Source organism: Bradyrhizobium sp. USDA 4472 (assembly GCF_054058595.1).
The window spans coordinates 1,345,382-1,358,102 of sequence record NZ_JBSSAM010000001.1; the positions used below are offsets into that span (position 1 = coordinate 1,345,382).

Annotated in this window: 11 protein-coding genes; 2 read left to right on the forward strand and 9 right to left on the reverse strand. The window is 57.8% G+C overall.

The features are described from left to right. The first annotated feature begins 1,279 nt into the window (after positions 1 to 1,279). Positions 1,280 to 1,816 (forward strand): hypothetical protein, encoded by a 537-nt coding sequence (locus ACVWZ4_RS06005; RefSeq protein ID WP_456701517.1) that lies wholly within the window; start codon positions 1,280 to 1,282, stop codon positions 1,814 to 1,816. Positions 1,817 to 1,819: 3 nt separating this feature from the next. Here ACVWZ4_RS06005 and ACVWZ4_RS06010 read toward each other — a convergent pair whose 3' ends face one another. The 8 genes from ACVWZ4_RS06010 to ACVWZ4_RS06045 form a co-directional block, all read right to left on the reverse strand. Continuing rightward, positions 1,820 to 3,574, reverse strand: coding sequence for a phosphoenolpyruvate hydrolase family protein (locus tag ACVWZ4_RS06010; RefSeq protein WP_456701516.1), 1,755 nt, complete (start codon positions 3,572 to 3,574; stop codon positions 1,820 to 1,822). A 57-nt stretch (positions 3,575 to 3,631) separates the two neighbouring features. Beyond that, a complete protein-coding gene (locus tag ACVWZ4_RS06015) occupies positions 3,632 to 4,744 on the reverse strand; it encodes an ABC transporter ATP-binding protein (RefSeq protein ID WP_456701515.1) in 1,113 nt (370 codons plus the stop codon). Continuing rightward, on the reverse strand, positions 4,744 to 5,571 hold the full coding sequence (locus tag ACVWZ4_RS06020; protein ID WP_456701514.1) for an HAD-IIA family hydrolase: 828 nt from the start codon (positions 5,569 to 5,571) through the stop codon (positions 4,744 to 4,746). The genes ACVWZ4_RS06015 and ACVWZ4_RS06020 overlap by 1 nt, the downstream gene beginning before the upstream one ends. Then, positions 5,564 to 6,334, reverse strand: a complete 771-nt coding sequence (locus ACVWZ4_RS06025) for an SDR family NAD(P)-dependent oxidoreductase (protein WP_456701513.1) — start codon at positions 6,332 to 6,334, stop codon at positions 5,564 to 5,566. The genes ACVWZ4_RS06020 and ACVWZ4_RS06025 overlap by 8 nt, the downstream gene beginning before the upstream one ends. Beyond that, positions 6,331 to 7,254: a ribokinase gene (locus ACVWZ4_RS06030; protein ID WP_456705161.1), complete on the reverse strand. Its 924-nt coding sequence runs from the start codon at positions 7,252 to 7,254 to the stop codon at positions 6,331 to 6,333. The genes ACVWZ4_RS06025 and ACVWZ4_RS06030 overlap by 4 nt, the downstream gene beginning before the upstream one ends. Positions 7,255 to 7,268: 14 nt before the next feature. Beyond that, on the reverse strand, positions 7,269 to 8,129 hold the full coding sequence (locus ACVWZ4_RS06035; RefSeq protein WP_456701512.1) for a carbohydrate ABC transporter permease: 861 nt from the start codon (positions 8,127 to 8,129) through the stop codon (positions 7,269 to 7,271). Positions 8,130 to 8,140: 11 nt separating this feature from the next. Further along, positions 8,141 to 9,103, reverse strand: a complete 963-nt coding sequence (locus ACVWZ4_RS06040) for a carbohydrate ABC transporter permease (RefSeq protein ID WP_456701511.1) — start codon at positions 9,101 to 9,103, stop codon at positions 8,141 to 8,143. Between the two features lie 65 nt (positions 9,104 to 9,168). Continuing rightward, positions 9,169 to 10,554: an ABC transporter substrate-binding protein gene (locus ACVWZ4_RS06045; protein ID WP_456701510.1), complete on the reverse strand. Its 1,386-nt coding sequence runs from the start codon at positions 10,552 to 10,554 to the stop codon at positions 9,169 to 9,171. Between the two features lie 188 nt (positions 10,555 to 10,742). Here ACVWZ4_RS06045 and ACVWZ4_RS06050 point away from each other — a divergent pair, with 188 nt between their 5' ends. Continuing rightward, positions 10,743 to 11,003 (forward strand): hypothetical protein, encoded by a 261-nt coding sequence (locus tag ACVWZ4_RS06050; RefSeq protein WP_456701509.1) that lies wholly within the window; start codon positions 10,743 to 10,745, stop codon positions 11,001 to 11,003. Between the two features lie 858 nt (positions 11,004 to 11,861). Here the strand turns inward: ACVWZ4_RS06050 and ACVWZ4_RS06055 are convergent. Beyond that, entirely contained in the window at positions 11,862 to 12,221 is a 360-nt protein-coding gene (locus ACVWZ4_RS06055; RefSeq protein ID WP_456701507.1) for a hypothetical protein, read from the reverse strand. Between the last annotated feature and the right edge of the window lie 500 nt (positions 12,222 to 12,721).

Here is a 12,721-nt window from a genome sequence, read left to right on the forward strand (position 1 = left end):
TCTGGAATAGCAAAGGCAGGGTGTGGACTACTTTCAATCGGGCCGTTCGCATCCGGGCGCAAAGATGCCTAAAGCATCGTTTTCGCTCTGCGGCCGATTAAAGCAGAGCCATAGCCGTGGCTTTAGGGCAACTTCCAATTTTTGCAGACCGGGAACCACGAGAATGTCAGTAATGCGGAGGTCGTAAAAGCAGCGTCGCACCCCAGATAAGTACAAAATAAGAACAACACGTCAACGCCTTGATTGTGGTAGCGGCGACGGTTGAAGGGGACTTAATCCAGTACCCGAGCATAGGGCGCGTGTCCCGGTTCTCCACCTTGCGCCAGTGCCGCACCGTCGGGCTCGATCGGGCCTCTCGCCGCGCTTCGACACGATGCTCTCCAGCCTGAATTTGCAGCCCCCTTGCGTAACAGTTGGCCCGATCTCGCGATCTCGAACGGGCCAGGAAGATCCTCTCGGGTAGCGGCCCAGCGCCGGTCGGAGTCACCTTGCGCATCTCGAGCGGCAGCTTGCGTATGTTTTTCGCCGTCAGCCCAAATGTCCGAAGGCCTAGAGCTGGAGCTCGTAATTCGAGCTGAATGCAGCCGCCGAAGTCGGAGCAGCCGTCGGGAGTGATCTTCGCGAACTGCGCTTGACGATGCGCGCGAGAGCCAAACCAATCGGCAGAAGCGAGACCGCGTAGCGCTCACGGTCGGATACGGCCCTCGGCGTCCAGGTGATCACGCCACGCCGTGTCCGCCCCCGAAGCAGCCATGTCGATGCCATCCCATATTGTGATCGACCGGACAATGCGGCTCGTCACGTCCTCGCTTTCCTCATCTCAGCCGAGGCGCGCTCCGAGACAAAAAGATGCCGCTGCCGGCGTTTTCCAGCAGCGGCTCTAGTCAGGGAGGAGCAGACGAGCCGGTCTGCTAGCGGATTCGTATGGCGCTGATGGCTCGCAAGCATTTCTGACAATACGTTTCACGAGCCCTTTGATGACGCTCGCAGCTCGAGCAGCATATGCAAGTAGACGTGGACGCGAAGAGGTCACTCAAAGCAAACCGCAGGTAAGACTGATGATGACGCCGTTCGCCTTTCTCGCTTCCTGCCGGCCCGGCTCCGGCGTCGAAGATAGATATTACCTTGCTCCCCATGATCAACAGTGATGGTCTAGACCTGGAGGGAGCCGCGTGTAAGATCGCCGGAAGGTTGAACTGGGTAGGATTGGGTAGAAACCATGAGAGCCAAGGTCGTAGGCCGCCTTGCCGCAAGTCTTACCTCATCTCGCGATGATCAGATGACGATCTATGCGCCGTCGCTGCGAGCCCTTCCACAGAACGCCACGCTCGTCATGGCCACGCTTCCCGTTATCGATTGGAACGACTGTCTCCTGCGAGACCTGCAAGCGAGCCCCATACTCCCCGCTTTCTGCTACACGGCGATGGTCATGATCGATCCGTTTGCGTGCTGGGAAGATCTTGGGGATTTATTGGAAGATGCAAAGGTGACCGGAGTAACGAATTTTCCGCCGGCCGCCATGATTGAACGGACACCGGCCGGAGTGCCGCTCGATAGCGGTCAGGAACTCGAGCTTCGGCGCATGGAGTGGTTTGCAAGCCGCGGGTTCAAAGTCCTATTTGTTGCGTCGGACGAGGCAAAGATGAAAGCAGCAGAGCAACGGCTAGGTGCGCAGGTCGATGCGTTCGTCTATTTGAGCCCCGACGATTTTGCTCTCTCGATTGGATCGGACATTGCGCTCGTAAGCATCGGCTTTCATGGATCATCGTCGATACCGAAGTTCTGCCTGGCCAAGCAGCCGCTCCGAACGGCATGAGGCTTATTCGAGGATCCGCAGCTTCTTAATTTTGTTGTAGAGGGTTTTGCGTGAAAGCCCGAGAGAGCGAGCAGTCCTGCCGCGGTGAAGCCGGTTTCTCTTCAGGCCCTCGATAATCCAGTCCCGCTCGGACAGCGAGGCCGCCGGCCGTGGCCCTGATGGTCCCTGCAAAAGGGGCTTTACCACCTCACCGGTAATGTGACTTGATGGCAGGGTCACAAGCTGATTCACGATCTGCCGCAACTCGCGCAAATTGCCTGGCCAATCGTGACCGGCGAGCGCCAGGAATGCAGAGTTTTCTATCGTGAGCGTCTGGGCGCTGGAATCTCCCTTGGCTTCGACCGTAAAATGTTGAACGAGTTGCGGCAGATCTTCAAGCCTATCGGGAAGCGAAGGTAGCTGGACATCCAGCCCGGTAAAGAGCGCAAGAAGCCGCGGGGACAGAACGCTTTCAAGACCAGCGCCTCGGGCCACCGTCGCGGTCGCAATGATCCGCGCACGGGAACGCATGACAGTTAGCCCGTTCAGAGGGGTAAACCCACCTGTCTCCATATAATCGGCGAGACGTTCCTGACCTTCACGCGAAAGCTGGTCAACATGCAGCAGCAAGACAGCGCCGTCGCTCGATGTCTCCAGGAGCGACAATTGACGTCTGCCGCTCTCAAGGCGCTCGGCGCCGAACAACGGGCCGAGTGTATCCATCGCCGGACCGGGTCGGCAATGAAACAGCGCCGCCTTGGCGTGCCTGCGGTCGCTAAACGCGTGAACCAGGCTTGCTATTCGACGCTTGCCGGAGCCTACCTCTCCCCAGATGAGAACTGGACGGGGGGTGACCGCAACGCGTTTGGTCGTTTCCAGGATGCGCTTCATTGCCGAGGACTGCGCAATGACGCCGTGCCTGAAGCCGCTCAACTGTAGCTGTCGTTCGAGCAGATCCACCTTCTCGCGCAACAGGTGGATAGTTTTGAAACCGGACGTCACCTCGAGGACCGACATCTCCAGAGGCACGCGGTCCAGCGAAGAGCCTCCGATAAACCCCTGGATTCCGGTCTCACGGCAGATGTCCAGGAGCTCGTCCGGCTTTGTGATCGGGCCGCCGCCCAGCAGGCAGATGGTGCTCTTGTTGACCGATTGAGCAACACGCGCAACGGCACTGGTACGCGCTGCAAGTTCAGCCAGGCTGATCGACGGATCGGATTCGCTTTCAACCCCGCGGTTAAGATTGAAGTTGATGCAAATGGCCTCGGCGCCTGCTTCGACCATTCGGCGGGCTTCGGATTGACTACGCGTATACCCGATCGTCATCACGCCGCGTTTTGCGGCCTTCACAAGGAGCTCGATCTCCCGGGAATATCCAAGGCCGGACTTCTCAAGCAATGACCTGCGGTGATCGTCGATGTGTATGACCGAAGGGAAGTTGGTTACACCTGCAAATCCCCATTTGATGATCCGGTCGAGCCATCGATCCAGATCAAGCTCGGGGTCGAATGTACAGACGCCGAAGAAAACCGGCAGTTTTGTGTTCGGCAGGATCTCGGTCCGCCCGAACCCCGCTACGAACTCGTTGCTATTGCGGATTGGAAGAATGGAGGCGGGCGATGCCCCGCCCATGGCGCGAAAACGGCCAGCATTGAGTGCGAGCACGAAATCGGCGCCCGCCCGCTCCGCGGCCCTGGCCGTCATGCCCGATCCGATCCCCGCACCAAGGACAAACGAACGGGAATTGCGGAAGAACTGCCTGATGCCGGCTCCCTTCACCTTCAGCTGTCCGCGTGTCGATCCTGAGCCGGCATCATCGCACGGCTGGCGTCAAGACTAGCTCCAAGTTGCAGGCGCTTGCAACCGCCGCACCGATTTTCCATTGCTCATGAACAAATGGCAATCGGCAGGAGCGGCTGTGAGAGTGAGCTTTGCCGCGTCCTTGCGCGAGCCGGATTTTGGCGCCCTGGCGACGACCGTTTCGTCCCCAGCCGAACCGTAGATGTACGTGACGCTACCGAAATGCTCAACGAAATCCACGTCGAGTGCAATGGAGATCTCCTGCAGCCCGGGCGTCGTCGAGGAAAAATCATCCGGGCGAATTCCAACGGTAACCGGCTTACCAATGAGTCCTTGGTCCGGCTGGACCGGAACGGATATCGTAGAACCGGCCTCCAGTCGGATGTCCAGGCCATGTTGGTGAGCGGCCTCGACCTTGCCGCCCAGGAAGTTCATCTTTGGCGAGCCGATGAAGCCTGCCACAAAGCGCGAGGCCGGATTGTGATATAGATCGTGGGGGCTGCCGACCTGTTCGATGTTGCCGTCCTTGAGGACGACGATCTTGTCGGCCATGGTCATCGCTTCTACCTGGTCATGCGTCACATAGATCATGGTATTTCCGAGCTGCTTGTGGAGCTTGGCGATCTGAACTCGCATTTGTACGCGCAGCTCGGTGTCCAGGTTGGACAGAGGCTCATCAAACAGGAATACTTTTGGTTCTCGCATGATGGCGCGCCCGATTGCGACGCGCTGGCGTTGCCCGCCCGAAAGTTGTCGAGGCTTGCGATCCAATAGATGGTCGATCTGCAATAGCGACGCCGTTTTGGCTATCTTCGTGGCGATCTCGGCTTTCGGGGCTTTCGCCATGCGCAGGGGAAAGGCCAGGTTCTCTTTCACCGTCATATGCGGATAGAGAGCGTAACTCTGAAAGACCATGCCGAGGTTGCGATCGGCCGCATCGATGTCATTGACGAGCTCGTTGTCGATGAGGAGCCGCCCACCGCTGATGGGCTCGAGCCCGCCGATCATACGCAGCAGCGTGGATTTGCCTGACCCGGACGGACCAACGAAGACGACAAATTCGCCGTGATCGATGGTCAGGTCGATATTGCGCAGGATCTCGATGGTTCCAAAGGACTTCCTGAGGCCCTCCAGGCGAACCTCTGCCATTATGCCCTCCTCTGTCTCGGTTGAGCCGCGCGAGCAGCACTGACCTGAATTTCGCGCAAGCTCGATACAATGAAGTCAGGGGCCATGAGGGACGGATCCTGACGGGTGGGCACGCCCGTTGTGACAAGCACCGTCGAAAGGCCCGCTCTCTTCCCGGCTTGAATATCCGTCGGAACTTGGTCTCCGATCATAATCGTTGACGCGCGGTTCGTCCCCAGGCGCGAGAGTGCGGTCTCGATCATCGGCACTTGCGGCTTTCCGACGATCAAAGGCTTCACTTGCGTAGCGGCAGTCACAGCTGCAATCGTCGCACCCGCCCCAGGCTCGAACCCGCTGCCTGTCGGCAGCAGTAGATCGGGATTAGTTCCGATGAACACAGCTCCATCGAGGATCGCCTCAACGGCAATTCGCATCTTCTCGTGCGTGATACCCCGGTCGAGCCCCATCACAACCGCTTCAGGCCTTTGCTCGGTGATCTCAAGCCCGACATCGCGCATGGCCGTGACAAGCGAGGGAGCGCCGATGACATAGATTCGCGTTAGGTCCGGATATCTCGTTCGAACGAGCTCCGCGGCGCTAATAGCGCTTGTAACGACCTGCGACGGCTCGATCGAAAGACCACATCCTCTCAGCCTGCGGACGACGTCCTCCGGAGTATGCGTTGAATTGTTCGTCGCAAAACAGAATGGCACCCCGGCTTTCCGCCACGCCGTAAATGCTTCTATGGCATCCGCGATTGCGGTGCTGCCACGATAGATGACGCCATCCAGATCGGAGATAATCCCTTCTATCGGCGGCCAGTTGATGTTGGAGCCGACGCTAACCATTCATCAGCATCCCGCCATTCACATGGACAATTTGCCCGGTCATATAGGAAGCTGCGGGGCTGGCCAGGAACACCGCAAGCCCTGCGATATCTTCCGGCTGTCCGACCCGACCCAGCGGAATTCGGCCACTATGGCGCGCTTCGGTTTCCTCCCGCGGACGACCATGCATGGGCGTATCAATAATCCCGGGGGCGATAGCGTTGACGTTGATCTTGAGCGGAGCACATTCATAAGCAAGCAGCTTTGTCACGTCGTGCACGATCGCTTTTGACAAGCAATAGTCGGCGCCGCCAGCCTGGTAGTTGAAAACAGCACCCTGAGATGACAATGAGGACCCGACATTGACGATGCGGCCGCCCTTGCTCCTCATGAAGCGCTCGATCGCTTGCTTGGCACAGCGAAGCACCGCGACGGAGTTTATCTGTATGGTTTTTTCGATCTTCTCGGCGTCGCCCGTGAGTAGGGGCTGAGCCGATTTTATTCCGGCGTTGTTGACCAGGACATCGAGCCTACCGAAGCGGTTGGCGATCTCATCAAGCACCCTGCCAACATCATCTTCTCGTGCCACGTCCATGCTCATCGGCAGGATACCATTGCCGTGCGGTAAGCGTGTCAGAATGTCCCGGAGGTTTTCCACATTTGCGTCGGTTGCCAGGACGTTCGCACCGCCTTGGCGGAAAGCATTGGCAATGGCTGAGCCAATGCCTCCCCCTGCACCGGTCACCAGCACGGTCCTGTGTTCAACTGAGAACTGCTCGGTCATTCCAACTCCAAGATCGATTGAGAATTCAGAAATTCGTCGACGGCCCAACTGCTGGGCATCGAGCTCTGGGCGCCGCGTCGCGTCACACATAGGGCGGCAACCGCGAGCGCCTTTTTGATCGCTTCTCGTATCGGCAACCGGTAAGCAAGTGAGGCTGCGAAAGCTCCATTGAAAGCATCGCCCGCCGCGGTCGTATCGACGACCTTCACAGGAAATGCCCGCAGCGCAAAAGTCGCACTGGCATCGGCGTAATAAGCTCCCTGCGCACCCAAGGTGATCAGCGCCGCTTTGGGCCCCAGATCGAGAAGCTTTCCCGCCGCATGGGCGGCGCTGTCGAAGTCATGCACCTCGACACCGGTGAGCTCGAAAGCTTCTGTCTGGTTTGGGGTGACGAAATCGACACTCCTCCACGCCGCCGACGACAGGCCCGTCCGCACTGGGGCGGGATTGAAAATGAGATCGAATCCCTTGGCGCTCTTCAATGCAAAGAGGTGATTGAGCGCGGCGACCGGCATGCCCATCTCCGCAACGACGATTGCGTCCCGCTCAATAAACTCGGCCGCCTTCTCGACCATGCTTGATGTGACGTTTGCATTTGCTCCCGGGTCTATGACAATCATGTTGGAGCCGTCGTCACCGACGAGGACGAGAGCAGAACCGGATATCTCCCCAGGGCTTACCTCAATGGCGTCGAGACGGACGCCGGCCTCACGCAGCGCTTGCAGCAACGATCGACCGGCATCGTCATCGCCAAGCCGGGTGTAGAAGCTCGGCCGAAGTCCCAATCGAGCGGCGGCCACCGCTTGATTGGCGCCCTTGCCTCCCGCATTCTGCTTTAAGCTTCCCATAAGGCTTTCACCAGGCGTTGGGAGCCGCTCGACGTTGAAGCAGAGGTCGAGATTGGTCGTTCCGAAGAACATCAATGGCCTGGGGCTCATTTCACGGCCCCAAAGGTAAGACCACGTTCGAGATGACGCTGGCCAAGGATGATCAGGATGACCGGCACGATCATGGTCACCACCAGACCCGCAGCCATGACTGGATAGAACTGAACGCCCGGATTAAGCAGCTTGAGCAGGGCGACGGTTACCGGTGCTTTCGTTGAACTGAGGATCACGCCGAGAGCGAAGTTGTGCCAGGCAAGCAAGAAAATAAGCAATGAAGCGCCTATCAGGCCCGGCTTTAGCAGCGGAAGAACGATGTGCCAGACAACACGGTATGGCTTTGCACCATCCATGGCGGCCGCCTCCTCTATGTCCTTTGGAATGTCCTCGATATATGAACGGCTCAGCCAGATGATCATTGGCAGCGTGACGACCTGATAAACCCAGATCATGCCAAAATAAGTGTCATAAAGGCCGACCCTCTGGAACACGCTGAACAGCGGTATGACGACAAGGAGCGCGGGGGCGAAGCGGAAGCCTAGAATGAAGAATGCGATGTCTTCCTTCATAGGGAGATCACGCCGCGCCAGGACGTAGCCTGCGGGCACCCCTGCGATCAGCGATACCAGCACCGCACCAAGCGAGATCACCAGGCTATTGGTGACCGGTGTCAGGAAATCAACTTTGATGGTGCCGTAGCTTGTTGCCCCCGCTTGGGCGGCATCGAATAAGACGCGGAAGTTTTCGAATGTTGGAGTGAAGACAAAGCGCGGCGGCCAGGTCGTGACTTCAGCCTGCTGCTTCAGCGACATCATGACTATCCAGACCAGCGGAAATGTCAGGACCAGCGTACAGGCAACAACCAACGCATTGAGGAACAAGCTTGCAGGCGTTGAGCGATGGAAACGCATCTTTGCCTCGCCTAGCTTACGCGCTGCCGGACGAGCAGCCACAATTTCACCATGGCCAAGGTCCCAACAAGCACGATCAACCAATTGACAACCATGAGCGCAGCACCACGGCCGAAGGCGAGATTTTGAAAGGCCGTAATGTAGGCACGGACCGAGAGCACAGAGGTACTGTCACCCGGGCCGCCCTGGGTTGTTCCGAAGATGATGTCGAACTGATTGAGCGACTCGATAAAACGAAAGACTGCGGCGATCAGAATATAGGGCGCGATGAGCGGAAGCTCGACATGGAGGAACGTCGCCCAACCCTTGGCGCCGTTGACCCGCGCGGCTTCTCTGATCTCCTCGTTGATGCCTTGCAAAGCGGCGAAGATGATTAACGTAAAAAATGGTGTGTAAGTCCAAATGTCGATCAGAACCAGCGAGAACATCGCCGTGCTGGCGTCCGAAGTCCATGTGAACCGGCCGATCCCAACAAGCGAGAGCAAATAGTTGAGGATCCCGTTTTGCGGATCCATCATGGTGGTCCACATCAAGGCGACGCTCATCGGCGGCAATACCAGCGGAAGGAGAATGACAGGCCGCATCAGTCGAGCAAGCAACACGCGGCTTACGAACAATTTGGCCAGCGCAAGCCCGAAGAACGCTTCCGCGAGCACCGCAGAACAGGCATACGCCATGGTCGCACGCACGCTGTTCCAGAAATCCTGGGTCTTGACTGCCGCTTCATAGTTGGTGAATCCAATGAAGCGAACGAGGGGGCGGCCAAACTTGAGATCAGTCAAGGATTGGAAGACGCCATAGGAAAACAGCAAAAGAAATCCGAGCAGTATGATGATCGCGGGAGCAATCGCAGCAAGGCTCCACCAGTCAAGAGCATGCTGCTCGGCGTTTTGCACCTGCTCGTTTTTGTGCGGTGCCAGTTGGCCTAGCGATGATTGTAGCGTCACGGTTGCGTCGATGCCTCGAAAGTTCATCGCTCACTTCTCGAAAGATATTCGCTCGTGGCGGGGCCGCAATCCGCCGATGCCGCCCCCGCGCCTTACATGGAGGAACGGATCTCGGAGGCGAGGTCGGTCAATGTCGACTTCACGTCCGCGCCATTGACCATTTTCTGCATGGCGACTGCCCAGGCGTTCATGGCCTCTGCAAAGCCCACGCGGGGTGTAAAGGCGAGCGCAGCCCTATCCTGCACGGTGTTGAACGTGTCGACGAAATTTGTGAATTCCGGTTTAGCCGCATAGTCGAGCCAAACCTTGTCTCTCCAGGTCGAAGCACGCGGCGAGTTGACGAGCTTGCCTGCGATTGCACCGTTTAGGTCGACCTGCTTTGACGTCGCCCACTGAATGAACAGCCAGGCCGCTCCCTTTTTCTGGGAAGCAGCATTCATGGCGAGCGACCAGATCCAGATGTTCGATTCGAAAGTCTTGCCGCTCGGAGCGCGCAGCGGGGGAGCGAAGGCGATCTTGCCCGAGGCGGGCTTGCCGGCAACATCGTTCCAGAACCCGAACATGTTGGAATCGATCGCCATCGCTGTCCGACCCGAATTGATGCCATCGACCACCTGGTACCAATTGTCATTGGCAAAGGATGGGGCAGCACACTTCTTGATCATCTCCACGTAGTCCTTGTGGAAGGCGATCGACTCAGGCGAATCGAGACCGGTTTCTAACTTGCCGTCCTTCACGACGAAGTCGTGCACTCCGTACGACTTGGCGATCGAGATCGCGGCCGTGTGGATGCTGCTCCAAAAGCGCACTCCCCGCACGCCCAGGGGCGTGATGCTAGGATCGGCAGATTTCAGCTTTTCGCATGCCGCCGACATTTCCGGCGGGGTCGTCGGAACTTTGATACCGTGTTTCTCCAGAATGTCCTTACGGTAGAACAATTGGATGTTTTCGAACCCGTGCGGGATGGCCCATACTTGGCCCCCGCCCGCTTCGATCTGCCCGCCATTGACTTGCCAGGTCAGCGCCTCACGCAATGCGGGGAAGAAGTCCTTGTAGTCATAAGTTTCCGATGTGAGCTTAGGGTGGTTCAGATAGCGGTCGAGCGGCTCAAGCAGTTGACCGGGCGCGAGATCCCAAGCCGGCTGAATGCCAGTGCCGACGACGTCCCACGAGGGGGATTTCGTGCTCAGCTGGATCGTCAGCTTATTCCAATAGGCGTCGTCCGGATAAAGCTCGGGCGTCACCTTGATACCCGTCAACTTCTCGAACTCAGGCAGCTGTGCGGCAACGGCGTCAGCATACGGATGGATGTCGTAAGCCCACACGATCGAAGCGCCCTCGAACTGTCGCCAGTTGATCTCATCCGCTTTGGCCTGGCCGAAAGATGCGGCCGCACCGGCAAATAGAGTTGAGCAAATCAGAGCGGCTTTGACAAAGTGAGAAGAATGGCCGCGCGATGCGGTTAGCGTCCTTGGCATCAGTCCCTCCTCTGGGCTCTTTGGCCCTCAAATTCACGTGCCTCTCGTCCTTGAGGGCCGCGAGTGTTGGAAACGCTAGCCGTGATTGTCTGCCTATATGCGCCCATTCAGATCGAAGTTGGGTACTATTGGGTAAGTCAAGAAACAACTCACGGAAGCCCGTTTCAACAGCCATGGGGAGATGATCAATGCAGGCGCATGTTCTGGCCCCGTGCTGCCAGTCAAGGCTCGAGGCAGCGTCGACTGCTCGGACTGTTTCTTCAGCAGTTGGTTCAAATGCTCAGTTGATCTCGCCGTTCGTCACAGACGCGGCGATGAGCCCCGCTGTCCTCGCCAAGAACGAGCGCGAAGCCATCACCAAGGGCAAAGCCCTCTACGACATCGACGGTCTGGCCGACTTCTCGGTCAACGACAGCGGCGAAAGAGTCCTGGCCCGTGCAGGTTCTTGATCGGGAGGTGCGGTCATCAGCACCAGCCTCAGACACGGTCGCCCATGGCGACTATGTCGACGTAATGCGCCGGATGCAGTCCGCTTCGGTGGATTTCATTCTCACCCACCCGCGCCCTACCTCTGTCGCGGCCAATCCCGCGATCGGCAGACCATCGCCAAGGACGACCGCGACGACTGGCTTGTGCCCGCCTTCGCTGAAATGCATCGCGTACTGAAGCCCGGCTCCTTATGCCAGAGCTTCTGCAGCTGGAATGCCGCCGACAAGTTCATCGGCGCGTGGCGCGCTGCGGGATTCCGCATGGTGGGCCATATCGTTTTCACCAAGGGATGGCTTCATTCACTCGCTTCGTCGAGAGCAAAGCACGAGCAGGCTTGCCTGCTCGCCTAGGGCGAACCCGCCCGTCCTCTGCATCCAATCGATGACGTCCGCGTTTGGCATTACACCGGTAATCGCCTTCATCCATCCCAAAAGCCAATCAAAGTATTTCAGCCGCATATTGAAGCATTCTGTCCTGCCAACCGACTGATTTTCGAATCGTTTCGCGGGTCGGCTCGACGTTGGTAGCGGCGCAAACGACGGCCGTGATTATGCTGACATCGAATTGGATGCGCAGCATTGCGAACGCGCTCGGGATGCGGGTGGCCTGCAACGAGTTGCGCGCTGCCTAGCACGCCCCGGCTCGCGAGCCGGGGCACACTTTGCGTTTCGTCTCTACGAGCGCTGCGAGCACGCCTTCCCGGCAGGTTTCTTGGCGGCGTCTAGACGCATTTCCTCAACTGCTTTCCCTAAACTCGTTAATTCCTTGTACGCATCCGGGCTGTTTTTTGTCGCTCATCGATGATCGGCTTTATCCTATTAAATTGCTGAACAATACCAATTACCAGACATCTGCTTGAACGTTGTTAGGTCGTAGACGCCGGAATTTACACCAACTGAAAACGCCTCCAGAGCTCTCAGTTGGGCGCGGAGTTCTTTCTCGGGGCTCTCTTTGGAGAGATGAGCTAAATCTAGCTCGGTTCTAACCTTCATCCAAGCACCTACCGTTGCTTGTATCTTGCGATTGCGGCTATCTTCCTTAGCTGATTCGAACAGAACATTTGTTGCTCTGACCAGCAAAGCGGTAGCGACAACCAGCAGTAACGTAGCCACCCCGGTTAAAAACTCTCCCGGATTTCGGTTTGCATATTCCAGCAGCTTTTCAAAAAACCCCAGCATGGCGCCTCCTGTGTGACTACAGCTAGGATGCCATTAGGCCGCTGCGATTTAGCTTGACGCTGTTCTATTGCGCGAGGAGCCGGCTCATCGTTAACAAGAATCAAGGAAATAGCCAACGCGATCAGCCCTTGCGTGTCGCGGTTTTCGCTCTCCACTCGCCGCGCGAATGTAGCCTGTTGGGCAGCACTCGTTGAGCGGACGTGAAGGGGATCCGAGGGCTTTGCCCCCGGCGAAAACATCGGACAACAAATGTCCGCTGAATATCATGTCGCCTGGGCCCGTTCTTGGTTTTGGACCGACAGTCTTTACCCGGGCCCCCTGCAAGATTGCAAACGGAAGGAAGCGGAAGGATTGTGAGGGTGTGGAATGGCGCGCTTATACACCGCTGCGACATAGGTGCACGGCCAGCACAGGTGCATGGCCGTAATGAGTCGCTCCGCGACAGGTTCATTGAGGCTCATTGCGTCGTATCATTTCTCGGCACAGGCGGTGAATCCGCG